Annotated in this window: 26 protein-coding genes; 7 read left to right on the forward strand and 19 right to left on the reverse strand. The window is 70.6% G+C overall.

The genetic code is table 11. The features are described 5' to 3' along the window. Positions 1-47: 47 nt before the first annotated feature. The 13 genes from LNW71_RS04930 to LNW71_RS04990 all read right to left on the reverse strand — a co-directional run bounded on the left by LNW71_RS04930 (position 48) and on the right by LNW71_RS04990 (position 13,149). Positions 48-1,322, reverse strand: coding sequence for a cytochrome P450 (locus LNW71_RS04930; protein WP_250967112.1), 1,275 nt, complete (start codon positions 1,320-1,322; stop codon positions 48-50). Beyond that, positions 1,319-1,933, reverse strand: a complete 615-nt coding sequence (locus LNW71_RS04935) for an ATP/GTP-binding protein (RefSeq protein WP_250967113.1) — start codon at positions 1,931-1,933, stop codon at positions 1,319-1,321. Before LNW71_RS04935 ends, LNW71_RS04930 begins: the two co-directional genes overlap by 4 nt. Continuing rightward, complete coding sequence (locus LNW71_RS36825; protein WP_285802044.1) at positions 1,911-2,105, reverse strand: DUF742 domain-containing protein; 195 nt, start codon at positions 2,103-2,105, stop codon at positions 1,911-1,913. Before LNW71_RS36825 ends, LNW71_RS04935 begins: the two co-directional genes overlap by 23 nt. A 154-nt stretch (positions 2,106-2,259) precedes the next feature. After that, positions 2,260-2,685, reverse strand: a complete 426-nt coding sequence (locus tag LNW71_RS04945; protein ID WP_250967114.1) for a roadblock/LC7 domain-containing protein — start codon at positions 2,683-2,685, stop codon at positions 2,260-2,262. Beyond that, positions 2,682-3,686, reverse strand: a complete 1,005-nt coding sequence (locus LNW71_RS04950) for an ATP-binding protein (RefSeq protein WP_250967115.1) — start codon at positions 3,684-3,686, stop codon at positions 2,682-2,684. The genes LNW71_RS04945 and LNW71_RS04950 overlap by 4 nt, the downstream gene beginning before the upstream one ends. Positions 3,687-3,785: 99 nt before the next feature. Then, the gene (locus tag LNW71_RS04955; RefSeq protein ID WP_250967116.1) at positions 3,786-4,190 is read right to left on the reverse strand and encodes a hypothetical protein; all 405 of its coding nucleotides are present in this window, start codon (positions 4,188-4,190) and stop codon (positions 3,786-3,788) included. Between the two features lie 101 nt (positions 4,191-4,291). Next, entirely contained in the window at positions 4,292-5,290 is a 999-nt protein-coding gene (locus LNW71_RS04960; RefSeq protein WP_250967117.1) for an MBL fold metallo-hydrolase, read from the reverse strand. Between the two features lie 384 nt (positions 5,291-5,674). After that, positions 5,675-6,850, reverse strand: coding sequence for a ricin-type beta-trefoil lectin domain protein (locus LNW71_RS04965; protein ID WP_250967118.1), 1,176 nt, complete (start codon positions 6,848-6,850; stop codon positions 5,675-5,677). A 126-nt stretch (positions 6,851-6,976) separates the two neighbouring features. Continuing rightward, on the reverse strand, positions 6,977-8,152 hold the full coding sequence (locus LNW71_RS04970) for a Gfo/Idh/MocA family protein (RefSeq protein ID WP_250967119.1): 1,176 nt from the start codon (positions 8,150-8,152) through the stop codon (positions 6,977-6,979). 87 nt (positions 8,153-8,239) lie between these two features. Next, the gene (locus LNW71_RS04975) at positions 8,240-9,880 is read right to left on the reverse strand and encodes a hypothetical protein (protein WP_250967120.1); all 1,641 of its coding nucleotides are present in this window, start codon (positions 9,878-9,880) and stop codon (positions 8,240-8,242) included. Positions 9,881-9,932: 52 nt separating this feature from the next. Next, complete coding sequence (locus LNW71_RS04980; protein ID WP_250967121.1) at positions 9,933-10,796, reverse strand: carbohydrate ABC transporter permease; 864 nt, start codon at positions 10,794-10,796, stop codon at positions 9,933-9,935. 91 nt (positions 10,797-10,887) lie between these two features. Then, on the reverse strand, positions 10,888-11,898 hold the full coding sequence (locus LNW71_RS04985) for an ABC transporter permease subunit (protein WP_285802045.1): 1,011 nt from the start codon (positions 11,896-11,898) through the stop codon (positions 10,888-10,890). A gap of 450 nt (positions 11,899-12,348) precedes the next feature. Continuing rightward, on the reverse strand, positions 12,349-13,149 hold the full coding sequence (locus LNW71_RS04990) for a DeoR/GlpR family DNA-binding transcription regulator (RefSeq protein ID WP_250967122.1): 801 nt from the start codon (positions 13,147-13,149) through the stop codon (positions 12,349-12,351). A 185-nt stretch (positions 13,150-13,334) separates the two neighbouring features. Here LNW71_RS04990 and LNW71_RS04995 point away from each other — a divergent pair, with 185 nt between their 5' ends. Both LNW71_RS04995 and LNW71_RS05000 read left to right on the forward strand, forming a co-directional pair. Next, positions 13,335-14,219, forward strand: a complete 885-nt coding sequence (locus tag LNW71_RS04995; RefSeq protein WP_250967123.1) for an SIS domain-containing protein — start codon at positions 13,335-13,337, stop codon at positions 14,217-14,219. Between the two features lie 4 nt (positions 14,220-14,223). After that, a complete protein-coding gene (locus LNW71_RS05000) occupies positions 14,224-15,138 on the forward strand; it encodes an acyl-CoA thioester hydrolase/BAAT C-terminal domain-containing protein (RefSeq protein WP_250967124.1) in 915 nt (304 codons plus the stop codon). Here the strand turns inward: LNW71_RS05000 and LNW71_RS05005 are convergent. The 3 genes from LNW71_RS05005 to LNW71_RS05015 form a co-directional block, all read right to left on the reverse strand. Further along, positions 15,120-15,656, reverse strand: coding sequence for a hypothetical protein (locus LNW71_RS05005; protein ID WP_250967125.1), 537 nt, complete (start codon positions 15,654-15,656; stop codon positions 15,120-15,122). The two genes, LNW71_RS05000 and LNW71_RS05005, sit on opposite strands and share 19 nt — an antisense overlap. 136 nt (positions 15,657-15,792) lie before the next feature. Then, a complete protein-coding gene (locus tag LNW71_RS05010) occupies positions 15,793-18,504 on the reverse strand; it encodes a cellulose binding domain-containing protein (RefSeq protein WP_308294456.1) in 2,712 nt (903 codons plus the stop codon). A gap of 365 nt (positions 18,505-18,869) precedes the next feature. Beyond that, positions 18,870-19,547: a TetR/AcrR family transcriptional regulator gene (locus LNW71_RS05015; RefSeq protein WP_250967126.1), complete on the reverse strand. Its 678-nt coding sequence runs from the start codon at positions 19,545-19,547 to the stop codon at positions 18,870-18,872. A gap of 111 nt (positions 19,548-19,658) precedes the next feature. Between LNW71_RS05015 and LNW71_RS05020 the strand changes: the two genes are divergently transcribed. Next, positions 19,659-20,615, forward strand: coding sequence for an NAD(P)-dependent alcohol dehydrogenase (locus tag LNW71_RS05020; protein WP_250967127.1), 957 nt, complete (start codon positions 19,659-19,661; stop codon positions 20,613-20,615). Here LNW71_RS05020 and LNW71_RS36830 read toward each other — a convergent pair. Together LNW71_RS36830 and LNW71_RS05030 are read right to left on the reverse strand one after the other, a co-directional pair. Beyond that, complete coding sequence (locus LNW71_RS36830) at positions 20,599-21,237, reverse strand: Zn-ribbon domain-containing OB-fold protein (protein ID WP_374119346.1); 639 nt, start codon at positions 21,235-21,237, stop codon at positions 20,599-20,601. The two genes, LNW71_RS05020 and LNW71_RS36830, sit on opposite strands and share 17 nt — an antisense overlap. A 62-nt stretch (positions 21,238-21,299) precedes the next feature. Further along, the gene (locus LNW71_RS05030) at positions 21,300-22,004 is read right to left on the reverse strand and encodes a TetR family transcriptional regulator (protein WP_250967128.1); all 705 of its coding nucleotides are present in this window, start codon (positions 22,002-22,004) and stop codon (positions 21,300-21,302) included. Between the two features lie 108 nt (positions 22,005-22,112). On the opposite strand from LNW71_RS05030, the gene LNW71_RS05035 reads away from it, so the two are divergent. Beyond that, positions 22,113-22,898 (forward strand): electron transfer flavoprotein subunit beta/FixA family protein, encoded by a 786-nt coding sequence (locus tag LNW71_RS05035; protein ID WP_250967129.1) that lies wholly within the window; start codon positions 22,113-22,115, stop codon positions 22,896-22,898. Between the two features lie 90 nt (positions 22,899-22,988). Further along, positions 22,989-23,951, forward strand: coding sequence for an electron transfer flavoprotein subunit alpha/FixB family protein (locus LNW71_RS05040; protein ID WP_250967130.1), 963 nt, complete (start codon positions 22,989-22,991; stop codon positions 23,949-23,951). Positions 23,952-24,574: 623 nt separating this feature from the next. Here LNW71_RS05040 and LNW71_RS05045 read toward each other — a convergent pair. Continuing rightward, positions 24,575-25,216 (reverse strand): CatB-related O-acetyltransferase, encoded by a 642-nt coding sequence (locus LNW71_RS05045; RefSeq protein WP_250967131.1) that lies wholly within the window; start codon positions 25,214-25,216, stop codon positions 24,575-24,577. A 354-nt stretch (positions 25,217-25,570) separates the two neighbouring features. On the opposite strand from LNW71_RS05045, the gene LNW71_RS05050 reads away from it, so the two are divergent. Both LNW71_RS05050 and LNW71_RS05055 read left to right on the forward strand, forming a co-directional pair. After that, positions 25,571-26,017, forward strand: a complete 447-nt coding sequence (locus LNW71_RS05050) for an SRPBCC domain-containing protein (RefSeq protein ID WP_250967132.1) — start codon at positions 25,571-25,573, stop codon at positions 26,015-26,017. Next, a complete protein-coding gene (locus LNW71_RS05055; protein WP_250967133.1) occupies positions 26,014-26,367 on the forward strand; it encodes a metalloregulator ArsR/SmtB family transcription factor in 354 nt (117 codons plus the stop codon). Before LNW71_RS05050 ends, LNW71_RS05055 begins: the two co-directional genes overlap by 4 nt. Positions 26,368-26,500 lie beyond the last annotated feature (133 nt).

Below are 26,500 nucleotides of genomic sequence, written 5' to 3' on the forward strand. Positions count from 1 at the left end.
GGGCAATTCTCTCGCCCCTCACCCGTTCGGCCTACCAGCGACACGGCTCAGGAGCTGATCGACACCGTCGAAGTGCTGCCGGGCGCGGCCACGCGGGGCTCGTCCTGGTCCGCGGTCACTGTCGTGTCGAGCGGGGTGAAACGTACCGGGAGATGGGCCAGCGCGCGGTGGAACGGTCCGGGCCGCCACAGCAGCTCGCCCAGCGGAACAGCAAGTGCCGCGTCGCACAGCTGACTGGTGAGCTGCTCGATCGCGGTCATCGCGATGAGGAGCGCGGGCTGCTTCGCGGGACACCGGTGCGGACCCGCCGACCAGGCCAGGTGGGCGCTGGCTCCCGAGCGGACCCCGAGGTCCGAAGTGGCCGGTTCCGACTGGGTGTTGGCCGCTCCGTAGGAGACCAGGACCAGCTGTCCGGCGCGCAGCCGGACACCGTGGAACTCGGTGTCGTGGCGCGGGTAGTGGGCAGCCAGGTTGGCGATCGGGGGCTCCTGCCACAGGACCTCGTTGATCGCCTCGTGGGCGGTCATCGCCCCGCCGTGCAGCGAGCCCGCGTACCGCTCGTCGGTGAGCATGTGCAGGGTCGCGTTGCCGATCAGGTTGGTCGTGGGGTCGTGGCCCGCGCTCATCACCAGCGTGATCTGACGCACGGTCTCGTCGTTGTCGAGACCGGCCGGATGGGCGAGGAAGTACGAGGTGAGATCGCGTCGCGGCCGGGCGCGTCGGTCGGCGACGAGACGGGTGACGACGTCGACGAGGTCGGCGTACGCGGCGGCGGCGCCCTCCGCCGAGTTCATCATGCCGCCGATGCCGTCGACGATCCGTTCACCGTCCTCCGGGTCGACGCCGAACCAGGTGACGAAGACGTGCAGCGGCAGCCGCCGGGCGTACTGGGCGATGAGATCGGCGCTCCCCGTGGCGGCGAACTCGCCGATGAGCTGCTGCGCGACCCGGGCCACCTCCGAGCGCAGGATGTGCGGCTCGATCAGCGCCAGGCTGTCGTTGATGGCGTCGCGGTAGCGGGCGTGCTCGTCGCCGTCGCTGAACAGGGCGGTGGGGCGGTGGCCGAGCACCGGCAGCACCGGCGAGTCCGGCGCGATCGTCGCCTGCCAGGCGCGGGGGTCCTTGCTGAACGTGTGGGTGTCACGCAGCAGGTCGACGGCGGCCTGGTAGTCGGTGACGAGCATCGCCTCGACGTCGGGGGCGATCCGGACCGGCGCCAGGGGCCCGTGTTCACGCAGCCTGCGGTAGTGGCCGTGCGGATCGGCCGCGAAGTCCGGGCCGTACAGCGCAAGGGGCTGCGGCGGCTGTACGAACGGTGTCATGACGGTTCCTCGGGTTGCGGCAGTCGGGTCAGCACGTGTTCGGCCAGCGCGATCAGGGCGTCGATGCTGCCCCGTCGCTCCCTCGCGTCGCACTGGACCAGCGGGGTGCCGGGAGCGAGGTCGAGGTGTTTGCGCAGGACCTCGTCGCTGTGAGCGGGCGCGTCGGGGAAGCGGTTGACGGCGACGGCGTACGGGAGTCCCTGTTCCTCGACCATGTCCATGACCGCGAAGGAGTCGCCGAGCCGTCGGGTGTCCACCAGGATGAGCGCGCCCAGCGCGCCGCGCGCGATGTCCTCCCAGAGCGGCAGGAACCGCTCCTGGCCGGGCGTGCCGAACATGTAGAGCACCAGGTCGTCCGGGACGGTGAGACGTCCGAAGTCGACGGCGACCGTGGTCGTGGTCTTGTCGGGGAGCCCCGCGGTGTCGTCCAGCAGGGTGCTGGACTGGGTCATCGCCTCTTCGGTGTGCAGCGTGGCGATCTCGGAGAGCGTACGGATCAGGGTCGTCTTGCCCACGCCGAAGGGACCCGTGACGACGAGCTTCATCAGGGTCCGGGCGGCAGCCGGCAGATAGCCGACGCCGGTCCGGTCAGTGGAGGGAGCGGAGTCCAACGAGCAGCCTCTCGACGAGCGACCGGTCGATCTCCCCGGCACTGGGTATCGGCGGTCGGGTGAGCAGAAGACCGGCGGCCGCGAGATCCGTGGCCAGGAATACGGTGGCGCTGACCGGCAGGTCCAGGTGGGCCGCGCACTCGACGACGGTGAGCGCACCCGGGTCCAGCAACTCGCACAGTCTTCGCTGTTCCGAGCCGGTGTCCGGGGCAGGGCCGTATCGGTGCGCACGAGCACGGCGAGCCGGTCGAGCGCGGGGCCGGCGGGCCGGAGCCGGCCGCCGGTGACCAGGTAGGCGGGGATCAGACGGCGTCCCGGTCCGGAGGTCATGGCCGGACGGCGGAGTCCGGTTGGCGGGCGGGCGCGTGCATCGCCCTGGTCAGCGCGGTGACCTGCACCTGCATCTGGTAGGCGATGTCGCCGAGTTTGGCGCCGGGTTCGGCGAACAGGGCGAGCGTGGTGTTCTTCCCCGCCGGTACGACGATGGCGAAGCCGAGGTCCGACTCGACGACCGTCTGGGCCAGTTGCGGGGCCTCGACGTCGGTGAAGGCCGTGGTGAAGGCGCGGGCGGCGGCGTGCAGGGTGGCCGTCATCGCGGCGACCCGTTCGCCGGATGCCTGGTCCAGGCCGGGCGAGGCGCCCTCGACGAGGCCGTCACCGGTCGCGACCACGGCATGTTGGACACCGGGCAGTTCCAGCAGCGGGGTCAGCACCCATGCGAGGTCACCGGTGGTGGGGTGGGGGGCGCTCACTTCTCGTCGTCTCCTTGGTCGTCCTGGTCGCCCAGGTGGTCGTGGCTGTCCGAATCCGGTGCGGGAGCCCGCCCGGCGACACTCCTGCCGTTGAGGGTGCCCTGCTGGAGGGCCGCCCAGGAAGACTCGGCCTGCTCCGGTGTACGGGACATCCGTCCGGCGGCCGGTGCGGCGGGGGCCGTGGCGGCGACGGGGGACGGCCGGGGGGCGCGCCGGCGCCTGCTGGGCAGTCCCACCGGCGTCGCGGCGTCGCCACCCGATGAGCCGGTCTCCGGTACGTCGGTCTCCGGTCCGCCGGCCCCGGGTGGCTCGGCCGCCACGGGTGACTCGCTCTCCGATGCGTCCCGCGCGGGAGCAACAAGGCCGACGGAGGCAGCCGTTTCCGCGGAGGCAGCCGTTACTGCCGGGGCCGCCGTCTCCGCCTGGGCAGCCGTCTCCGCCGGGGCGGGCTGCGCCGAGACCGGGGTCGGTGCCAGGGCGGAGAGGCTCCGGTCGTCCTTGAGCACGGTCAGCAGGTGGGCGGGGACGCGCAGGATCGTCCGCATGCCGCCGAACGGCGAGGCCTCGATGTGGCAGTGGAAGCCGTACTGCACGACGAGCCGCCCGACGACCGCGAAGCCGGTCTGCGGCGGGTCACCCAGCTCGGTCAGGAGCACCTCGGAGGGGCCCGCCAGGAGCAGGCGGGCCCGGTCGAGCGTGTCCTCGTCCATGCCGATACCCGCGTCGTCGACCACCAGGAACGCGCCCCGGCCACCACTCTGCTGGAGCGTCACCGTCACCTCGGTGTCGGGGTGCGAGTACGCGGTGGCGTTGGCCAGCAGTTCGGCGAGTGCGATCGCGAGGGGTTCGGCGGCCCGGGCCGCGAGTGCGAGCCGCTCCTCGCGCAGGTGGTTGGCCACCTTGATCCGCTCGTAGCCGGCGACCCTGGACTGGGCGCCGAGCACGATCTCGACTAGCGGTGAGTTCTGCCGGGCCAGACCGGGCCAGGCGTCGCACAGCACGGCGGTGGACTGGGTGCGGCGCAGAGCCAGTTCGTTGCGGAAGTCCAGTTGCAGGATGCGCGGGTCGTCGTACTCGTGCTGGAGCTCGTGCAGCAGTTGCTAGGACTGGTTGAGCAGGGACTGGATCTTGGCCGACGTGCCGCGCATCGCGGCACGGGCCGCCGCGTCGACGCGCTGCCGTTCCTCCATGACAGCGGTCCGGGCGGCCTGCACGGCTTCGGTGAGCAGCCGGGCGGAGTCGCCGTCCACCTCGGCCGCCTCCCGCAGCCCGGGGACCTGTGCGCTGGGGTGCGAGAGGGCGAGCGCGGCGGCCGGGATCCGCTTGTGGGCCAGTTGCCGGATCTCGTCGACGAGGGCTGCGGTGCGCGCCTCGGCGGCCCTCGTCTGGTGTTCGGCCACCTCCGCGTGGGCCAGGGCCAGCTGTTCCGCGCGGGCGGCCGCGAACGAGCGCGTCGTCGCCACCACGGCGGCTATGACGGCGAGCAGCGTCACGATCCATGCCATGCCGTTACCGCGTTTCTGTCGTCGGGTCGGTCGTGCGGCCGGGGCGGCTGCGGAGGATCAGGCGGCTGCTCCGGCCGGTGCGGCCGCCCAGGAGCGGCCGGTCACTCCGTCCGGGCTGCCGTCTCACGGGCCTGCTCCACTTCTCGGGCCAGCACGGCCACGTCGGTCATCACCTGGAGCACCCCGGGGATTTCGGAGCCGTCGAGCTGCCGGTACTCGCTGCCGATGGTCACCAGCAGCCTCTCGGGGAGCCCGAGTTCGGGGTGGCGGCCCTCGCCGATCACCCGGCGGGCCGCCTCAGCGGCGGGCACTCCGGCGGTGTGGAAGGCGTGAGCGCGCTCCCGCACGTACTCGAGGTAGACGATGTGGTCGCGCACGCCCGCCCGGTCGAGGACCGGGCCGTGGCCCGGCACGACGGTCTCGGCGCCGGTGGCCAGCACCTGTTCACAGGCGGCGATCACATTGCTGAGGGGGCCGGCCCAGTGGATCGGGTGGTCGCCCGGCTGCTGCGGGGTCGAGGAGAAGATGATGTCGCCGCTGAACACGGCCTGCTGGGCGGGCAGGTGGACCATCAGGTCGCCCGTGGTGTGGGCGGAGGGCAGGGCCGTGATCTCGACGGGGTAATCGCCCAGGGTCAGTTCGAGCTCACCGGTGAAGTAGGTGGTCGGCCGGACCGGCTCGGTCTGCGACCAGTCGAACGGGCCGAAGTGGCGTCCGAGGTAGGCGCCGAGGGCGTCGGCCGGATCGCCGCCGTTGACCAGCGCGTGCTGCTGTTGGGGAGTGGGCTCGTAGTGGATGTGTTCCCGGGCCTCGCGGGTCACGATGATCTCCGCGTCCGGGAGCACACCCGCACCCCAGAAGTGGTCCCCGTTGGCATGCGTGACGATCACCCGGTCGATGGCGACGCCGTCGGGCAGCAGCTTCGTGCTCTCGGCCAGGAACTGTCCGGCCAGCACCGGGTCGTACGGGGTGTCGATCCAGAGCGCGCCACGGGGTGAGACGAGCAGGCCGCAGTTCGCCAGTCCCCAGCCCCGCTTCGGCGGGAGCCATGCGTAGAGCCCCCGGCCCAGGTCAACGACGTCTCCACCCGTGATCGGCATGGACGCGATTATGCCGACCGCATTCCGGTCGCGCGTTCGATGCCGGCCACAACCGGCTTCCGTTGGCGTGAAATCGACCCTCCCTCGTCACCGGGGCTTCCTGCCGGTGACGGTACGAGTACACCGGCCCCGCCCGCCTTACGGAATCATCCGGATAACCCGGTGAATACCGCCCGGACACTTCAAGACCCTTCGCCGTCGCCCAGCCGGCCGCCGTCAAACCGGAAGGGAGCGATTACCCACCGAGCATGGCTGAAAACCGACGCTACAAACCCCTCGGTGAAGCCGCTTGAGACGGCCGCCGAGGGGCTTGTGGCTCACGATGTCCCAGCTACTCCGTCCGGACCAGGCCGGATCAGCCCGGCTTCACCCAAACAAGAGGCCCTAGTAGGTCGCGGGCACGTTCCACTGCTGGTTGGCGCCGCCGTGGCAGTCCCACAGCTCCAGCGCGGTCCCGCTCGTGGTGTCGCTTCCCGGGACGTCGAGGCAGCGGCCGGACGCCTTATTGACGAGTGCGTGCGTGGCGCCGCTGTACGTCCACTGCCTGGCCGGGTCGGTGACCGCACCGCCCGCCCCCGTACCGGCACAGTCGCGGACCCGTACGGCGGCCCCGTTGCCGGTGCCGTCCGCGGTGAGGCAGTAGTCGGACGGCAGCCGCAGGGTGCCGTCGGCCGCGCGCACCCAGGCCTGGTTGTCACTGTCCGCGCAGGTGTAGAGGTCGGCCACGGCACCGTCCGAGACGCCTCCTGCGGCGTCCGCGCACTTTCCGCCCGGCCCGGTCACCGCGCCGCGCACGGAGTTGCCGATCGCGAGGTTCTGGACCGTGGAGCCGGCGGCGACGTCGGTCCGGGTCATGGGCGCGCAGGCGTTGCCGCTGTCGGACGTGGCCGAGACCGCGCCGGTGACCGTACCTCCGTTGCCGGTGGGTACCCCGAAGCGGGCATCGCTGAACGGCTGGTCGTAACAGGTGGCGCGGGGGTCGTTCCACTCGAAGTACTCGGTCCAGTCGACCATCCCGGACGGCGAGATGGCGGTGGCCGGGGTCTTGATGCTGCCGAGCTTGTACGAGGCGCCCGTGGCGGTGTCCGCGACGGTGGCGCCGAACCAGCCGTCGCCCTCGGCCGCGACCTGGAAGGTGTACCGGTGACCGGCGGTCCAGTCGAGGTTCATCCGGCAGCTCATGCCCTCACCCTCGCCGCCGAAGCCCTGGCACCAGCTGCCGGTGGAGCCGGCTCTGGCCTCGGAGACGTCCCAGACGGAGAAGAGGAGCACCCGGCTCGACCCTCCGTTGGACTGCATCCCGAGGTACGCGCCGTTGCCCTTGTCGAAGCCGAACTGATGGCTCCAGAAGGCGTTCGCACGGTACCCGGGGTCGTGCAGGACGGTGGTGGACCAGGTGACGTCGGTGAGCTTCGGCGCACCGGAGAAGGAGTAGTTGGTGTAGGTGCCGGGAGTCGTCCCGATGTCCGCGGCCTGGCTGGGGGCGGCTGTGCCGAGCAGGACCAGAGCGGCTGCTGCGGCGGTGGCGGTGACTGCGGCGAACAAGTGGCGCAGGGTCATGCGTTGCACCTGCTTCTGATGGGGGGATGGGGATCGTTGCCGTGCATGCACCGGCTCGGTGCATCTGTTGCGGTGAAACCCGCCGGACAGGGCCGAGGCCCTGTCCGGCCATTCCCGGTCAGATCCTCAGCTGCGAACCTGACCGCGTTCGAAGTACGCGACCAGCTCGGGGTCGAGAGCCGGCACGTCGTACGGTGCGCCGCCCTCGCGCAGGGAGCGGGTCGCCAGCACACCGGCGGCGACGCTCATCCGGGCGGCGACCGGCGAGGTGTCGGTGACACCCCCGTCGCGCACGAAGCGGCAGAACTCCGCCATGATCCGGGTGTCCCCGCCGCCGTGCGAGCCGCCGGCGTCCGGCACCCGGTAGGTGATGTCCGCGTCGGCGCGGTAGCCGCTGGGGCCGGTGTTCCAGACCTTGACCTCGTCACCGGGGCTGTCGCCGAAGTTCTCCAGCCGGCCCTCGGTGCCGATGACGGTGTAGTTGCGCCAGTAGTCCGGGGTGAAGTGGCACTGCTGGTAGGCGGCCACGACGCCGTTGTCGAGCTGCATGTTCATCACCGAGACGTCCTCGACGTCCACGATGTGGTGCAGGTCCTTGCGGGCCGTCGGCGGCCAGTCGAACTCGCGCAGCCAGTTGTCCGGACGCGGGGTGTCAGCCTCGCGCCGCGGCAGACCGCCGTAGACGAGCAGGTCGCCGAGCGCGTTGACGCGTCGGGTGTAGCCGCCGGCCAGCCAGTGCAGCACGTCGATGTCGTGCGCGGCCTTCTGGAGGAGCAGGCCGGTGGTGCGGGTCCGGTCGGCGTGCCAGTCCTTGAAGTAGTAGTCGCCGCCGTAGCCCACGAAGTGCCGTACCCAGACGGCCTTGGGCTCACCGATGTCGCCCCGGGCGATGATGTCGCGCATCAGCCGCACGACGCCCATGTGCCGCATGTTGTGGCCGACGTAGAGCCTGCTGCCGGTCTCGTACGCGGTGCGCAGAACGTTGTCGCAGCTCTCCACGGTGATACCGAGCGGCTTCTCGACGAAGACCGCCTTGCCGGCCCGCAGCGCATCGATGGCGATGGCCTCATGGGTGTCGTCCGGGGTGGCGACGATGATCGCGTCGAGGTCGTCCCGGTCGAGGAGCTGCTTGTAGTCCTCCACCGCGACGTCGGTGGCGAAGCGCTCGGCCTCGCGCCGGCGCACCTCGGGGTCGAGGTCGCACACGGCGGTGATCGCCGAACCCTGTCCGGGGTGGTGGGCGGACATCGCGATGGACCGGCGCAGGCCGAGTCCGATGACACCGAGTCGCAGGTCTGACACGGGAGTCCCTTCTCTGTCTGTCTGTACGGGTGGTGCGGGTGGTGCGGTCCGCCGTCCGGGCAGCCTGCCCGGACGGCGGACGCCGGGCTACTTGCCGGCGAGCGAGGCCTCGAATTCGGCACGCATCTTGTCGCCGCCGCCGGAGCGCCACTTCTGCAGCTGCTCCTTGTAGGCGGAGAGCGGCTTGCGGCCCGCGATGATGTCCAGCGTGCAGTCGCTCATCGCGGTGGTGAGGGAGGGGCTCTTGCTGGTGGACGTGTCGGAGAAGTGTCCGCTCGTCGGGTTCGTCTGGCTGATCTTGAGGAGCTCCTGCTGCCAGGCGTGGATGTTCCCGGCCAGCTCCGACTTGCCCGGCAGGTAGATGTACTCGGGACCCGCGGCGAGGAAGGCCAGCGGCAGGGCCGTGGTCACCGCCTCGGAGTTCCCCTTGGCCGTGAGCTTGACGTCACCCTTCGCTGTACGGGTGAAGTGCTTGCCCTCGATGCCGTTGTCGAGGAAGAGCCGCTCCTCGGTGCCGAAGGGCGCGGCCAGGTAGTCCATGACTCCCAGCAGCATCTTCACGCGCTTGGTGTCGGCCTTCTTGTTGATGGCGGTGTAGCCGACCGAGCCGTAGCCCATGCTGTACCTCGGACTGGCACCGGCCTTGGCGGCGAACGGCACGATGACGCCGAACGGGAAGTCGTACGTCTTCGCGTCCACCAGGAAGCCGGGGAAGGACTGCACATAGGCGCCGAGGGAACCCTGTGCCATCTTCTCCATGGTGGTGCTGAGGTTGGGGTCCGGCCAGAAGAGACCGGCCTTGGCCACCTTGACGCCGAAGGCCAGCGCCTCCTGGTACTCCTCCGTCTCGTACATGTGCGTCAGCTTGCCGTCCTCCAGCCGCCAGCCGCTGGGCGCGCCGAACCACTGGCCGAACATGCCGACGTGGTTCACGTACGCCGGCTCCAGGACGTACTTGTTGCGCTTGGGATCCGCGAGCTCCTTGCCCTTGGCGAGGAAGTCCTCGGCGCTGCTGAACTCGGCGCCGCCGACCGGCTTCCAGAAGTCCTCGTTGACGACGTAGACCTGCCCCATCGAGCCGTAGGCCACGGTGACGCCGCGGATCTTGCCGTTGACCACGGCGGTCTTCCAGGAGGTGGTCGGCAGGTTGGCGAGGTTCGGGTAGTCCTTGACCGCGTCGCCCGAGAGGTACGGGGTGAGGTCGTGGAACTTGGCGTCCAGCAGTTCGGGCACCCGCTGGATGCCCTGGTTCGGCGGGAACCAGACGAGGTCGGGTATGTCGCCGCCGGCCATCATGGCGTTGAACTTGGTGAGGTACGCGTCGACGCCCTGGTCCACGACGATCGTCATGTCGAACTTCGCCCCGAGGCGCCTGTTCAGCTCCTGCCAGTAGGCGTTCTTGGCCTGCGGCGGGGCGGGCGTGGTGAAGGTCTCGGTGAGGGCCGTGATGCGGCTGCCGTCACCGGGCACCTTGGCCACCGACTTGGTGAGGGCCTTGGGGTAGCGCAGATAGGTGGCGTCGAGGCCGGCGGCGTTGCCCGCCAGGTCCGCGGGTGCGGTCTGCGCGGCCACGTACGTCGGCAGCTTGAGCTTGGCCGACGCCTTGGCACCGCCCTTGCTGACCGAAGCGCCGCTGCCGCACGCGCTCAGGGTCGACAGACCGGCCACGGTCAGGCCGGCGATTCCCGCGGCGCCCATGAAACCGCGCCGGGACAAGTTGCTGGACATGGGGCTCCTTGAAGTGTGTGAGGTGCGTGGCAGCGATGGCGGGGCGGGCTGATCAGCCCTTGATCGCCCCGGTCAGGACGCCCTTGACGAAGAACCTCTGCAGGAAGGGGTAGACACAGAAGATGGGCACGATCGCGATGATCAGCACGGCCATCTGCAGGGAGGTGGCGGGCGGCACCGCGTGGACGCCCATGGCCGAGGCGTTGATGCTCTGCCCGTTGAGCACGTAGCTGCGCAGGATCACCTGGATGGGGAACTTGCTGGAGTCGTTGAGGTACAGCACCGCGTTGAAGAAGCTGTTCCAGTACCCGACCGCGTAGAACAGCCCGACCACCGCGAGGACCGCCTTGGACAGCGGGAGGACGATCCGGAAGAGGACCGTGATCTCACCGGCCCCGTCGATCCGCGCCGCGTCGTACAGCTCCTCGGGAATGCTCTGGAAGAAGGAGCGGACGACCACGATGTTGAACGCGTTGAGCAGCACCGGAAGGATCAGCGAGGCGTAGGTGTCCAGCATCTTGAACTGCTGGACCGCCAGGTACGTCGGGATGATGCCGGGGGCGAACAGGAAGGTGCCGAGCACCAGCAGCAGGATCGGCTTGCCGAGTACCGTGCCGGGACGCGAGGTGCCGTACGCGATCATCACCGTGCACGCCAGGCTGAGCGCGGTGCCGATCAGTGTGATGACGATGGACACCAGTGCGGCCCGGGTGACGATCCCGCCGGAGAGGATGACCCGGTACGCCTCCAGCGTCGGGTGGTGCGGCAGCAGTACGTAGCCGCCGTTGGCGTTCAGCTCCTCGCGGCCGGCCAGGCTGGTGCCGATGGCGAGGACGAACGGGTAGAGCACGATCACGGTGAGGACGACCAGCGCGGCTGCCTTGGCGCCCTGCCCGTACCAGTGCGGGCGTTCCATCCACGGCGGCCTGCCGTGGGAGACGCGGGGCCGTGTCCCGCCCGGGGGCCGAACCTGGCCGTGCGCAGCCGGGTCGCGACGGACTGCTGACTCATCGGTAGACTCCCTGCTCGCCGAAGCGGTGGGCCAGCTTGTTGGCGGCGAGGATGAGGGCGAATCCGATGACGCCCTTCATCAGACCGGCGGCGGTGCTCATGCCCCAGTCGCCGTCGACGACGCCGTGGAAGTAGACGTAGGTGTCCATGACTTCGGAGGCGTCCGGGCCGACGGCGTCCCGCTGCAGGATGATCTGCTCGAAGCCGACCGAGAGGATGTCGCCGAGCCGCAGGATCAGCAGCATCAGGATCACCGGCCGGATGCCCGGCAGGGTGATGTGCCAGATCCTGCGGAGCCAGCCGGCACCGTCCATCGCGGCGGACTCGTACAGGCCCATGTCGATCGAGGCGATCGACGCGAGGAAGATGATCGTGCCCCAGCCGCAGTCCTTCCAGATGGCCTGGGCGGTGATCAGCAGCTTGAAGGTCCCGGGGTCCGTCATCACGTTGCCGATGCTGACCCCGTGCTCCATCAGCAGCGTGGTGACCGAACCCGCCCCGCCGAGCACCTGCTTGAACATCGCGACGACGACGACCCAGGACAGGAAGTGCGGGAGGTAGACGACGGTCTGGATGAACCGCTTGATCTTCTCGCTGATGAGCGAGTTGAGGAGCAGGGCCAGGGCGATCGGTGCGGGGAAGTACAGCAGCAGCTGGATCGCGGTGATCTGGAGCGTGTTGGAGACGGCGCTCCAGAACTCCGGTTCGGCGAGCAGCGCGGTGAAGTTCGCGAGGCCGACGAACGGACTCTCCTTGAAGCCCAGGAACGGCTGGTAGTCCTGGAAGGCGATGACGTTGCCCGCGAGCGGCAAGTAGAAGAAGAGCGCGAAGTACAGCACACCCGGAAGACAGAGGAGCAGGAGCGCCTTGTCTCGTTTGAGACGGTATCGGAGCGGCTGCCGTATTCGGTTCTTCCTGCGCTTCTTCCCGGCGGGCCGGTCCGCGTCGTCCGGGTCGCGGGGCTGCGGCACGGACGGCCGCACTGCTGTGACCGGCGCATCTGCCATCGTCACAGGCACCTCCAGGGCTGATGGAGCGGGAGAGCGTCCCGCATACGTGGAGGTCGGCGCGCGCCCCGAGCGGAGCGCGGCCACTGCTCCTTCGCGGCGACAGGCACATAGTTCACGACGTGCACCGCGATGGCAAGAGTTGTTCATTTCACAGAGGTAACGAACATCTATTGGCAGTAGAAAGCCGCCGCGATCAGCATCGAGGAACGCCTCAAGGGTTTGAAAATATGCACAAAAGAGACACAACGTGACCGTGAAGGGACCACCGCAGCCACCGGCGCCCCGTCAGAACCGGCTCCTGACTGCCTGTTCGTGCTCGATCTTGCACGTAGCCGCACACATTCCGGCACGCCGGAACGACGGACGGCGCACGCACAACGGCGGGCCGTCACACCTGGGGTGTGACGACCCGCCGTTCGGACGGTGCGCCCGGGCGGACCGGGCGGCTCAGACGGCGATGACCGTGACGCCGGCCTCGGTGAAGCGGGCGGTCGCCTCGGACGTGATCCCCTTGTCGGTGACCAGGAAGTCGACCAGCCCGAGGTCGCAGACCCGGGCGAAGGCCCGCTTGCCGATCTTCGAGGAGTCGGCCGCCACCACCACCCGCTGGGCCTGCTGGGCGAGCAGCCGGTTGATGCTGGCTTCGCCCTCGTGGTGGACGTACGCGCCGCGTTCGGTGTCGATGGCGTTGACGCCCAGCACCGCGACGTCCAGCGTTATCTCCCCCAGCACGCCACTGGCCAGCGGGCCCGTCAGCTCGTACGACTGCGGCCTCGCGACGCCGCCGGTCACCACGATCTTGATCTGCGGCCGGATCACCAGCTCGTTGGCGATGTTGAGCGCGTTGGTGACCACGGTCAGGGTCGGCTGGCCGGCCGCCCCGGACGCGCCCTCGCCCACCAGGTCCGAGCGCACGGCGAGCGAGCGGGCGACCTCCGTGATGGTGGTACCGCCGGTCAGCCCCACCACTTCGCCGACCGCGACCAGTTCGGCGACCGCGCGGCCGATGGCCTGCTTCTCCGGAGCGTTGCGTCCCGTCTTGTAGCGCAGCGCCAGCTCGTAGCTGACACCGTGCGCGACCGCGCCGCCCCGCGTGCGGGTGAGCAGTTGCTGCTCGGCGAGCTGGTCCAGATCGCGACGGATGGTGGCGGCCGAGACGTCCAGTGTTTTGGCAGCGTCCTCGACGTCCACCCGGCCGTGCTTACCGACCAGCTCCAGCAGTGCGTTCCACCGGGCATCCCTGGACAAGTGAACTCTCCTTACAGGTCCGGGCTGCGGGCACCCATCCCCTTGGGCGCGGTCACCGGACTCGCGCAAGCGTCGCACAAGGCTCGGGCGAGTCAAGCCTCCTGCAAGGAGAATGCTTGATAATGCTCGTACATCCTGTATAGCGTGCGTTAACGAGCATCCCATCACCAGTACGGAGTGCAAAAGTGTCATTTGTCGAGATCGAGACCGCCAGTCAGCCGGACTGCTGGCGCCGTGCCGCTGATCTGGCACAGAGCCAGGCGGCCGCACTGCCCGCGACCGGCGAGCGGATCGCCGTGGTCGGCTGCGGCACCTCGTTCTACATGGCTCAGGCATACGCCGCGCTCCGTGAGGGGTCCGGGCAGGGCGAGTCCGACGCCTTCGCCGCCTCGGAGTTCCCCGTCACCCGCCGCTACGACCGGGTCGTCGCCCTCACCCGCTCCGGCACCACGACCGAGGTGCTCGAACTCCTGGAGCGCCTGCGCGGCGTCACCCCGACGGTGGCCATCACCGCCGACCCCCGGACACCGGTGATGACGTCCGCCGACGCGGTCGTGGTCCTCGACTTCGCCGACGAACAGTCCGTCGTGCAGACCCGGTTCGCCACCACCCTGCTGACGCTGCTCCGCGCCCACCTCGGCCTGCACACCGACGACGTAGTCCGGGACGCGGAGGCCGCGCTGGCCGAGCCGCTCCCCCAAGGGCTCCTGGACTGCACCCAGTTCACCTTCCTCGGCCGCGGCTGGACGGCCGGTCTCGCCAACGAGGCCGCGCTGAAGATGAAGGAGGCCTCGCTGTCCTGGACGGAGGCCTACGCGGCGATGGAGTACCGCCACGGCCCCATCAGCATCGCCACCGAAGGCACCGCGACCTGGATGTTCGGCGCAGCGCCCGAGGGGCTGCGGGAGCAGGTCCTGGCGACCGGCGCCCGCTGGGTGGAGAGCGCCCTGGACCCGCTGGCCGAGCTGGTCCGCGTGCAGCGCCTGGCCATCGCCCGCGCCGCTGCCCGCGGCCTGGACCCGGACAGCCCCCGCCACCTGACCCGCTCCGTGGTCCTGGCCGACGCCTGAGCCCGTGACGGACACCGTCGAGCGCCGGCTGCACGCCGGGCCGTGCGCCGGCGCGGACGCCTGGACGGGCTTCCTCGCCGCGCCGGCGCATGGCAGCCCGGTCGGCGTGCTCGTGCTCGCCGGGTCCAGCGGGCGGATCGAGGACGAGCGGTGCCGGCTGCTGGCCCGGGAGGGCATGAGCGCCCTGTCGATCCGCTGGTTCGGCGGGCCGGACCAGCCACCGGGCATCTGTGAAGTCCCGCTGGAGACCTTCGTGTCCGCGCTCGAACGGCTCCGCGGCGACGGGGCCCGGCGCCTCGGTGTCCTCGGCTCCTCCAAGGGCGCCGAGGCCGCGCTGCACCTGTCCGTCGTGCAGCCCGGCATCGACGCCGTGGTGGCGCTCTCCCCCACCTCCCTGACCTGGGCGAACGTCGGCCCCGGCCGGGACGGGCTGACGCTGCCTCACCGGTCCTCCTGGACCTGGGAGGGGCAGCCGCTGCCGTTCGTCCCCTACGACGGCTCCTGGACGCCGTCCGAGCCGGTGGGCGCCCCCGTCTCGGTCCTCGGCTGGTACGAACAGAGCCTGAGGACCTTCGCCGGCCTTGTCCCGGCCGCTGCCGTCCAGGTGGAGCGGTCCGCCGCCGAACTCGTACTGGTCGCAGGCGGCGACGACCGGATGTGGCCGTCCCTGCCGTACGCCGAGGAGCTGGCCGCCCGGCGCCGGGCGGCCGGTCTCCCGGTGCGGCTGGTCACCCGCGCGGACGCCGGGCACCGCCCGCGGCTGCCCGGCGAGAGCCCCGCGCCCGCGTCCGGCACCTTCCTGTACGGAGGTTCGCCCGCGGCCGACGCGGCGCTCGGAGCGGCCGCGTGGCCGCACGTCCTCAACGCACTGCTCGGCGCGGGGACCGCCGCGTCAGCCGGTCAGGACTCCTCGAAGTAGGCGTCCAGGACCGCGTCGAAGCCTTCCGTCCACTCCTTGAGGCTGCTCCTGGCCGCCGCCTCGACCTCGGCGTTGAACCAACGCCTGGTCGACATGTGGACGGTGATGGTGAACCGGCGGCCGAACCGGGCCGGCTTCAGTTCGACCGCGGCGATCTCGTCCCAGCGGAAGTCGGCCTCCTGGTCGTCCAGGGTGAACCGGATGCCCGCGCGGTCCGCGGTGATCGAACCGCGGCGGTCACTCACCGCGAACGCGGGACCTTCCTCGCTCTCGTCGTTCTCGTCCTCCTCGTCGTCCGTCGCCTCGGCGACGGCCTCGCCGTCGGGCTCGGCATCCTCGGACACGGCCTCCGTGGCGGCATCGTCGGGTGCGGCGTCCTCGGGTGCGGGCCCCTCGGTCCGCTCCGGCTCCTCGTCCGCCTTCGGGGCGGCCAGAGGGGCCGTGAGACCAGGGATGTACGCCGGGTCTGTCCCTGCGGCGTACTCGGGCTGAGTGTTCGGATCTATGCGCTGCTCCACGGCGGGCAGTATGGCCGACGAACCTGTACGGGGCCAGTGAGCCGCTGTTCACCCGCTCCTGACGACTGCTGCGCGACAACGCGGCACGGGGCGGGGCGGCCGCCGGTCCGGCCCGACCCGCCCCCGTGCGAGCCGGTCAGCCCACGGAGCAGGCCTCCTCACCCAGGGCGAACCCGGCCGGTCTGCCGTTGCCGCCCGACAGGCTTGCGGTGAAGCCGAAGCCCGCCGAGGCACCGGGCGCCACCCTGCCGTTCCAGGAGACGTTGGCGGCCGTCGCCTTCGCACCGTCCTGTCCGGAGGTCGCGTTCCACATCTGGGTGACCTTCTGGCCGTCCGGGAAGGTCCAGCCGAGCCGCCAGCCGTCCAGGGCCGTGCTCCCGGTGTTGGTGAGGGTCACATCGGCCTGGAAGCCGCCTGCCCACTGGTTGGTGACCTTGTACGTCACCGAACAGGCCGCACCCGCCGGCGGGTCCCCCGGATCGGTCCCGGGGTCGGTGCCCGGGTCCGTGCCGCCGCTGTCGCCGTCCGAGGAATCCCCGTACATGATTCCGCGCCCGTTCGTCGAGACGTACACCCGCCCGTAGACCCGCGGGTCGCCGGTGATGGAGGCGCCGATCCAACCCCACTGGTGCGCGTCGTCGTTGATCCGGGTCCAGCCGGCGCCCGCGTCCGTGGACCGGAAGATGCCGCGCACCCCGCCGATCTTCGCGGTGACGAAGAGCGTCCGGTACGAGGCACCGGCGGCCGCCTTGCCGAAGCCGACCGAGTCCGCCTGTTCCACCCCGGGCAGCTTGGTGAACGTGGCCCCCGAGTCGGTGGAGTGCCACAGGCCGTAGGCCCCGGTCGCGCTGCCTCCGGCGAGCCAGACGTCGCCCTCGGTGCCGGGCACCGCCTTGAAGCGGACGTTGCCCTCCGTGGGCAGACCGCTCGACGCCTTGGCGGTGAAGCTGGCGCCACCGTCCGTGGAGAGGTAGAAGGTGCCGGCGAGGTATCCGTAGAACTTCTTCGGGTTCTTCCGGTCGGACTCGACCGCCGCTCCGGCGGGTATCCCGGTGGCCGCCGACCACGAACTCCCGTACCCGGTGGTGTGCTGCACGCCCGCGCCCTCCGGGCTCCACACGAAGCCGCTGCCGTCGGCCGCCGCCGCGACCGTGCCGCCGCCGGTCACCCCGGAGGGCTCGGTGCCCTGGAACCAGTTGGCCCCGTTGTCCGTGGAGAAGCCGATGTGCGGGGCGGCGTCCGCGCTGCCGACCCGTACGACCGTGCCGGGGCTCGCCTCCGCGAAGTCCAGGCTCGTCGTCGAGGTGAGGTTCGGCGAGGTGAACATCATGTCCGGGACCGCGTCCAGATCGGTGTGCCGGAAGCCTCCGATGTCACCGAGCGCGCTGAGCAGCGGTGCACCGGACGGCGGGCTCGCCAGGTCGTTGACGGCCGTCTCCTCAAGGCCCTTCACCATCGGGGTGATCCTGAACTGGCTGCCGGAGTCCCAGTTCTTGAGGTTCTCGGTGCCGTAGATCGTCGCGCCGGTCCCATACATCATCCGGCCCGAGTCGAACGGATCGATCTCCAGCGCCTCCGTCATCCAGCCCAGCTTGGGCGTGGTCTCGGGCGGCGATGGACTGGCTCCCCAGGTCAGCCAGGGCACGGACGAGACGTCCTGGGTGAAGCGGTTGGTGCGGTTCGGGTAACTGCTGTAGTCCCAGGCCTGGGTCCAGGTCGCCCCGCTGTCCGTGGAGCGGAAGATCTGGGTGTCCGGCCACCAGGAGCTGTACGCGGTGGCCATCAGCGTGCCGGGCTGCTGCCGGTCCACGGACAGTCCGCTGAATCCGTAGTAGGTATCGGCCTCGGCGACCGGACTGACGTCCTTCCACGCACCGGTCGCGGTGGTGTAGCGCCAGATCCGGCCCTTGCCGCCGTCGTACGGACCGCCGGTGTCACTGAGCGTCAGATACAGATAGCCGCCCGACGCGTCGAGCACCCCCTTGTGGGCCAGGTATCCGGTCGGCTGACCGGCGATCCGCGACCAGGTGGCACCGCCGTCGGTGGAGCGGTAGACGGTGTTCTCCTTGTCGGCGACCCCGACGTAGATGTCCTGGGTGGCGCTGCCCGCACTGCCGGTGCGCTCGTCGAAGGTCACCCAGGTGATGCCCTGGTTGTCGTTGCCGTAGCCACTGGTGTCGGTCGGGTCCTGGGAGTAGTTCCCCGGGTTCGGGAAGGCCGTCACCTGCGACCAGGTCACCCCCGAGTCGGTGGACCGCCACAGGCCCTTGCCGCTGGGCGCGCCCAGGTACAGCACGGAGTTCTTGTTCGGGTCGACCGCGAGGCGCTCGCCCATGCCGCGCCCCGGCATGTTGCCGCCGAGCTTGAAGGGGAGCGTGCTCGCCCGCCAGCTGGCGCCGCGGTCCGAGGAGCGCAGCACCGCGCCGTTGGTCGGGTCCCAGCTGTTGGTGTACGTGCCCACGGCCGCGTAGACGTTGTCCGGCTCGGCCGTGTCGGAGGCCAGGCTCACCACCCCGGACCAGCCCCAGCGGTCCCAGTCCACCCAGTCGAGGAGCGGCTTCCACTGCTTGCCGGACTGGTCCCACCGGTAGGCGCCGCCGATGTCGGTGCGCGCGTAGGCCAGGTTCTTCTCCGACCGGTTGAAGACGATGCCGGGGACGAAGCCGCCGCCGTCGATGCGCACGTTCTTCCAGGCATAGGTGTCCGCGGCCAGGGACACATCGGAGGCCTTGCCGGCCGGGACGGCATCGTCGGAGTGCGCCGACGCCGGCGGGCCGACAGCGAACAGCCCGGCGGTGAGAGTGAGTGCCGCTAACAGGGCAGCAAGGGGTCTGGCGCTTGAGCGCACGGAAACGTCCTCTCCGAACGAGACCGCCGACAGTGGCGGTATGGGGCGGGCACGGATGTGGGAGCGCTCCCATTCGCGTCCTGATGGTAGCGGCGGGAACCCGCCGGGAGAAGGTGGTGAGCAAGGTTCATCGGATGACTCACCGGCACACGGGGTGGCCTTCGCGGCAGCGCCGGAGCAGGCGTGCATCCGAGGCGGCGAGGAAGCAGCAGGCACCCCGGGCCACACCCTGCGGAAAACCGCAGTACGGCCGTGCGGAATGCCCCATCGGGCACGGCGGCAATCCGCATACCGTCGCGGTGCTCAGTCTGCTCTGCTTCGCCGCGGCCGGGGCGCAGTTGGGGTGACGGGGCGGTCCGCTCAGCTCAACTGCCGGGAGGCAGCCGGTGGACGCGGTGCAGCTCCAGCGAGGCGGGCGGCGGCAGGGGTTCGGCGCGATCGGCCCGGAAGGACTGGAGCAGGTAGCCGACCAGCCGCAGGGACGCGGCGGCCGAGACCTCCGCGGAGCCGTCGGCGACGCCGCTGTTCGCCAGGAGGAGCAGGGTGATGTCGCTCGGGTCGAAGTCGGCACGGAGCTGTCCGGCGTCCTGCGCGCGCCGGACCAGCCGGGCGATGCCCTCCTCGGCGCGGGTGCGTTCACCGTCGAAGTCGACGGCGTCGGGGAACCGGGAGAGGAACGCGGCGGTGAAGCCCCGGTCGGTGGCCTGCATCGCGCACACCTTCTCGAGCAGGATGCGGAACCCGTGCCAGGGGTCGGGGTCCGCCAGCGCCTCGTCGAGGGCGGCGACGCACCGGGCGAGCTGTTCGGCGAACGCCTCCGTGACGAGCGCGGCGCGGGTGGGGAAGCGCCGGTAGAGGGTGGCGACCCCGACGCCCGCCCGGCGCGCGATCGTGGTGACGGGCACGTCGATGCCCTGGGCGGCGTAGGCCTCGCGGGCCGCTTCCAGGATGCGATCGCGGTTGTGCCGGGCGTCGGCGCGCAGCCCGGCCGTCGGCGTTTCACCGGTCGGAGCGGGGCGGTTCCGAGAGGGCTGAGCAGGCATGTCTCTCACTTTACGGTAAGTGGATGGTGTCATCCACTTAGCTTGTTAGCGTGCGAGTCAGGCGGAATTCTTGTTCCGCTCACGGTTCGCACGACGGAGCGGGACACGGAAATGAACGAGATGCGCGCGGCCCTCTACGACCGGTACGGCCCGCCGGAGGTCCTGTACGTGGGCAAGGTGCCCGTGCCGGACATCAAGCCCGACGAGGTGCTCGTCCGCGTCCGCGCGGTCGGGGTCAACGGCGGCGAGCTGTACGGCCGGGCCGGGAAGGTGCGACTGGTGACAGGGCGCCGCTTCCCCCAGCGCACCGGGATCGACTTCGCCGGCGAGATCGCGGAGGTGGGCCCGTCGGTGACCGGGGTGCGGGCGGGCGAGCAGGTCTGGGGTGTACTGCCGCGCCGGCTGGGGAGCGCGGCGGAGTACGTCGCGGTGGCGCCGCGGCAGATCTCGCCCGCTCCCCGGAATCTGACGCCGGCGCAGGCCGTCTCACTGCTGGCGGGCGGCACGACGAGCCTCACCGCCCTCACCGCCAAGTCCGGCCTCAGGCCCGGCGAACGGCTCCTGGTGCGCGGCGGCAGCGGCGGGGTCGGCAGCGTCGCGGTCCAGGTCGGCAAGGTCCTCGGCGCCCACGTCACCGCTCTGGCGGGCGCGAAGAACCTCGACTTCGTCCGCGGACTGGGGGCGGACGAGGTCTTCGACTACCGGACGACCGGCCCTGCCGAACTCGGCACCTTCGACGTCGCCCTGGACACCGTGGGCACCCAGCACCCGTCCTACCGGCGGCTGTTGGCCCCGAAGGGAAGGATGGTGGCCGTGGCCTTCGACGTGGAGAACGTCCTGCCTTCGCTTCTCCGTCTCCTGGTCTCGACCGTCCACGGCTCGCGGCGGGTGCGCTTCTTCAGCGGCAACCCGCACACGGAACTGCTTACGCGGCTGGCCCGGCACGCCGAGGAGGGCGAGATCCGCCACGTCGTGGACACCGTCCGCCCCCTGGCCGACATCGCGTCCGCCCACCGGGACCTGGAGGCGGGCGGCGTGCGCGGCAAGCACGTCATCGAGATCGGGTGACCCGCCGACGGCACGCCTCGCCGTGGGGGCGGGAACCCCGCCCGGCCGGCCGGCGCGGTCGTTTTCGGCGGGGCCCACGTGGGGCGACGCGACCGTCGGGCGACGTGGCCGTGGGGCAGCAGCGCCGGGCGGCAGGTGACGGTCGAACGGCGTCAGTACCAGCCGGCCGAGCGGGCGGGTCGCACAGTTCGAGAACCACTTCGCCCGCCTCGGACGTCGTGCCGTCCACGGGCCGGACCCGGTCGCCGACGTTCACGAGGTGCGGCGCCGCGCCGACGATCCGGCACCGGTACACGAAGCCTTCGGGGAAGCGGACCAGGGACTCGTTGCGCATCACGCGCGAATATCGGTTCACGACGTGGGACCGCACGACGACGCCGTGCCCGTCGCTGTGCTCCGACTCCAGGTCGCTCGACGCGCAGACCGGACACAGCAGCTTGCGGAAGGAACTGGTGCCGCACCAGCGGCACACCTGGTAGGTCAGACCGTCCGCAGGGTGCGGATCCGCCGCACCGCGGTCCGTCGGCCCCACGTCGATTCCGGTACTGAACACGTCTCGGCCTCCCGCGCTCGACTCGGCGCGCCGCACCTCCGGCGACGGCACACCGGCACCGTATGGCACTTAGTGCCAGTAAGTAAAGGTACTGAGTGCCGATAGCTGAGGAAGCGTCGTCGGCCGACGGCTCACTGCTCCCGCAGAGCCGATTCGATGCCCTGCACCACGCGCCACATGGGGGCACCCTTCGGCGCGACCATCACGATCACTTCGTCCTGCGCCGCGGGCACGGCGGCCCGCTCCGCCGCCCGGCCCCACACCGCGCGGACCAGTTCGAGCGCCCGGTCAACCTCGGCCGCCGCGTCCCCCTCACCGCCCGAACGCAGCCAGGACCGCAGGCCGTTGTTGTGCGCCGCGACCACCGAGGCGGCGATCACCTCGGCGCGCAGCGCGGCGTCCGGGGTTCCCGCGCAACGCCGCTCCAGATAGCCGGCAAGGGTGCGCTCGTAGCGCCGTACGACGGAGAGTTCATAGGTGCGCAGGCCGGGGACCTCACGGGTGAGCCGGTAGCGCTGCACGGAGAACTCCGGATTCTCGGCGTACATCCGCAGCACCAGCCGCGCCCCGTCGCAGACGGTGTCCACCGGATCGCCGTCCCGGGCGGCCTCCAGGAACGCGGTCATGTCAGCCAGACACCGCTCGTGGTCGGGGAAGACCGCGTCCTCCTTCGACGGGAAGTAGCGGAAGAACGAACGCCGTCCCACGCCTGCCCTGGCGACGATGTCGTCCACGGTGGTCTGCTCGAATCCGCGCTCCGTGAAGAGCCCGAAGGCGGCCTCGGCGATCACGTCACGCATGGGCGGCTTCTTGGCTGATCCCCGGTCCTCGGTCATGGCGAAAACGTAGCACCAGAAGCGCGATATCGGCACCGGGTACCTTTACTCAGGGTACTGAGTGCCATATGGTCGAATCCACGAACCGCATCAGTGAGGAGAGCCGGCGTGAGCTTGAGGATCGTTGTCTGTGTGAAGTACGTGCCCGACGCGACCGGTGACCGGCATTTCGCCGATGACCTGACGCTGGATCGTGAGGATGTCGACGGTCTGCTGTCGGAGCTGGATGAGTACGCGGTCGAGCAGGCGTTGCAGATCGCGGACGGGGCGGACGAGGCGGAGATCACCGTGTTGACGGTGGGTCCGGAGGATGCCAAGGACGCGTTGCGCAAGGCGTTGTCGATGGGTGCGGACAAGGCTGTTCACGTCGAGGACGACGACCTGCACGGCACTGACGTCATCGGTACGTCCCTGGTCCTGGCCAAGGCTGTGGAGAAGACCGGTTACGACCTGGTCATCTGCGGCATGGCGTCGACGGACGGCACCATGGGCGTGCTCCCGGCGCTGCTCGCGGAGCGCCTGGGCGTCCCGCAGGTCACGCTGCTCTCCGAGGTGTCGGTCGAGGGCGGCACGGTCAAGGGCCGTCGTGACGGCGACACCGCGAGCGAGCAGCTCGAGGCGTCCTTGCCGGCCGTGGTCTCGGTGACCGACCAGTCGGGCGAGGCCCGTTATCCGTCGTTCAAGGGCATCATGGCGGCGAAGAAGAAGCCGGTGGAGTCCTTGGACCTGGGGGACCTGGAGATCGAGGCGGACGAGGTCGGCCTGGGCGGCTCCTGGAGCGCGGTGGACTCCGCGGCCGAGCGTCCCGCCCGCACGGCGGGCACGATCGTCAAGGACGAGGGCGAGGGCGGCAAGCAGCTGGCCGAGTTCCTTGCGGGCCAGAAGTTCATCTAGATCCAGGCTCGCGGGCCGGAAGTTCATCTGAGCCCCGCCCGCCCCTACATCGCCGACCCGCCTCTTTCGCACGCAGGAGATTGAAGTCCCATGGCTGAAGTTCTCGTCTATGTCGACCACGTGGACGGAGCCGTCCGCAAGCCCACCCTGGAGCTGCTGACGCTCGCCCGCCGTATCGGCGAGCCGGTCGCGCTCGCGCTGGGCAACGGCGCCGCCGACACCGCCGCCGTGCTTGCCGAGCACGGTGCGGTCAAGGTCCTGACCGCCGACGCGCCGGAGTTCGCCGACTACCTCGTCGTACCGAAGGTGGACGCGCTGCAGGCCGCCTACGACGCGGTGTCCCCGGCCGCGGTGCTGCTGCCCTCCTCGGCCGAGGCCAAGGAGATCGCGGCCCGCCTCGCGCTCCGGATCGGTTCCGGCATCATCACCGACGCCGTCGACCTGGAGGCCGGTGACTCGGGCCCGGTCGCCACGCAGTCGGCGTTCGCCGCCTCGTACACCACCAAGTCCCGTGTATCCAAGGGAACTCCGGTCATCACGGTCAAGCCGAACTCGGCCGCCGTCGAGGCCGCCCCTGCCGCGGGTGCCGTCGAGGCCCTCACGGTCGCCTTCTCCGCGACGGCCACCGGCACCAAGGTCCTCTCCCGCACCCCGCGCGAGTCGACCGGCCGTCCGGACCTGACCGAGGCCGCGATCGTCGTCTCCGGCGGCCGTGGCGTCAACGGCGCGGACAACTTCGCCATCATCGAGGCGCTCGCCGACTCGCTGGGTGCTGCTGTCGGCGCCTCGCGCGCCGCTGTCGACGCCGGCTGGTACCCGCACACCAACCAGGTCGGCCAGACCGGTAAGTCCGTCTCCCCGCAGCTGTACATCGCCTCGGGTATCTCGGGTGCGATCCAGCACCGGGCGGGTATGCAGACGTCCAAGACGATCGTCGCGATCAACAAGGACGCCGAGGCCCCGATCTTCGACCTCGTCGACTACGGCGTCGTCGGTGACCTCTTCAACGTCGTGCCCCAGCTCACCGACGAGGTCACCACCCGCAAGGGCTGACCCCGCACCCAGCACGGCACGACCCGCAGACCCGGGGCCGCACGGTGGACACACCGCGCGGCCCCGCAGCGTCTCCCCGCCGCGCCTTCGCCCCGTCACCCGTTCGGCCCCGCTCACCTAGTCGGGTGACGGGCCTGAACAAGGCTGAGGCTCAATCGAGGATGTTCGCAGCCTCTTCGGCCGGGTGGCCGGCTGTCGGCCGCCACGTACGGGAGGCGGTCGACATGACGTACACACCCAAGGGCGCGTCGCCCGCCACCGCCGCGGCGAACCGGGATGCCGTGGGCAGGTACGACCTGGCCGTGCGCGGGACGGCCGGTGAAGGCGTCCATCTCGGTGGTGGAGGCGCCGCATTCGGCGAGCCACCGGGTGAACCACGACCGGTAGGCGTCGATGCCCGGCAGTGCCCACAGGTGGCGAAAGGGACACGGCATGCCCGCGCGGGCCCACGCCCCGGCCTCGGGGCCGGGGCGTGGGCCCGCGCGGGCATGCCGGACACGGTCGGGGCGTTGCCCCGGCCGCGTCAGCCGTAGATCTGGAGAAAGCGCATGCCGGGGACCCTAAGGACTGTCCCGCCCGCACGCATTGCGCTTTCGGAGTTCTTGCGTGTGGTGCGTACGGGGTCAGCCCTGCGGGGCCGCCGCTTCGAGCTCGTCGACGCTGCCCGACATGAGCGTCCGTACGTGCTCGGTGAGGTGCTCCGCGGGCCAGTCCCACCAGGCCAGCGCGAGCAATCGGGCGACGTCCCGGTCGCTGTAGCGGGTGCGCAGGAGACGGGCCGGATTGCCGCCGACGATGCCGTAGTCGGGCACGTCCTTGGTGACCACGGAACCGCTGCCGATGATCGCGCCGTGGCCGATCCGCACCCCGGGCAGCACCGTCGCGCTGTGACCGAACCAGACGTCGTTGCCGACGACGGTGTCCCCGCGGTTGGGCAGGCCGGTGAGCAGGTCGAAGTGGTCGGCCCACGATCCGCCCATGGTCGGGAAGGGAAAGGTCGAGGGGCCGTCCATACGGTGGTTGGCGCCGTTCATGAGGAACCGCACCCCGGTGCCCAGAGCGCAGAACCTGCCGATGACCAGCTTCTCCGGACCGTAGTGGTAGAGCACGTTGCGCGTCTCGAACGCGGTGGCGTCGTCCGGGTCGTCGTAGTAGGAGTACTCCCCCACCTCGATCAGGGGTGACTTCACCAACGGTCTGAGTTGCGCGACTCGCGGCTGGCCGGGCATCGGATGGACCACCGTCGGGTCGGCAGGCACATGCATGGGGCGCGGATCCTCACAGCTTGCGGGACAGGGACAGGGGGCAGGACCGGTCCGGTCCGGGTTCCGGTCCCATGATCGCGACAACCGGGCGCCCGGGGAAGTGATTTGCGTGCGCGGCGCCCGGTGTCGGGCGCCGGACGTGCCGGTCAGCTCTGCTGCCCGGCCCACCCTGTCGGCGGCCTTCCGGGCCTGCGCGCCGGTGGGCCACGGGTGTCCTCTGCGCCGCGGCGGCCCCCGGTGCGGTGCACCTCGCCGGTCACCCCCACCCTCGACGCGCAACCCTGAGGTTGCTCCCGAGCCACCGATGTGCAACCCTTGAGTTGCACACAACGAGACCACTCAAGGAGTCATCCCATGAGCGAGGACCGGATCGAACGCGACACCCTGATCGAGGCACCGCTGGACCGGGTCTGGTCGCTGGTGGCCCAGCCCGGATTCTGGGTGGCCGACAAGGCGAGCCTGCCCGGCACAGTGGCCAAGGAAGGCGAGACGCTGGTGGCGAAGAACACCGAGCACGGCGACTTCCCGGTACGCGTGGAGAAGGTTCAGCCGCCGACCTACCTGTCGTACCGCTGGACCAGCGCGTTTCCCGGGGAGGAGCTGCGCGAGGACAACAGCACCCTGGTGGAGTTCACGCTGACCCAGGAGGGAGACCGGACCCGACTGCGCGTCGTCGAGAGCGGATTCGCGGCGCTGGCAGGTTCCGGGGAGCTGCGCAGCCAGAACTTCAAGGACCACAGCGAAGGCTGGCCGCTGGAGCTCGACGCCCTCAAGAAGCGCGCCGAACAGCCCTCCGCATGACGGAGGGCCAATCCGATGCCGCCGAGGTCGTCGACAGCGTCCTCGGCGCGCTCGCCGACCCGACCCGTCGCCGGCTGCTCGACCTGCTCGCCGCCCACGGCGAGGCCACCGCGACGACGCTCGCGGGACGGCTGCCCGTCTCACGGCAGGCGGTGGTCAAACACCTCGCCGTACTGGATGCCGCCGGGCTGGTCTCCGGGGGCCGGGTCGGGCGCGAGGTCCGCTACTCGGTACGGCCGGCGGCACTGAACGCCACGGCGCAGTGGATGGCGGGGCTCGCCGCCGACTGGGACCGGCGGCTGGCGCACATCAAACGCGTCGCCGAGGCGGCGGAGCGGGACGCCCGGTGAGAGCGCATCGACGCCGGCGGCCCCGGTCCGCCACGCGGTGACCCGGCCGCGACAGGACCGGTTGACCGCGTGGCACTCGGGCACCGAACAGCACCGCTCCCACCTGGCGCGCAGCTCGGTGGGAGCGGAGGTT

The sequence above is a fragment of the Streptomyces sp. RKAG290 genome (genome assembly GCF_023701695.1).
Taxonomy (GTDB): Bacteria; Actinomycetota; Actinomycetes; order Streptomycetales; family Streptomycetaceae; genus Streptomyces.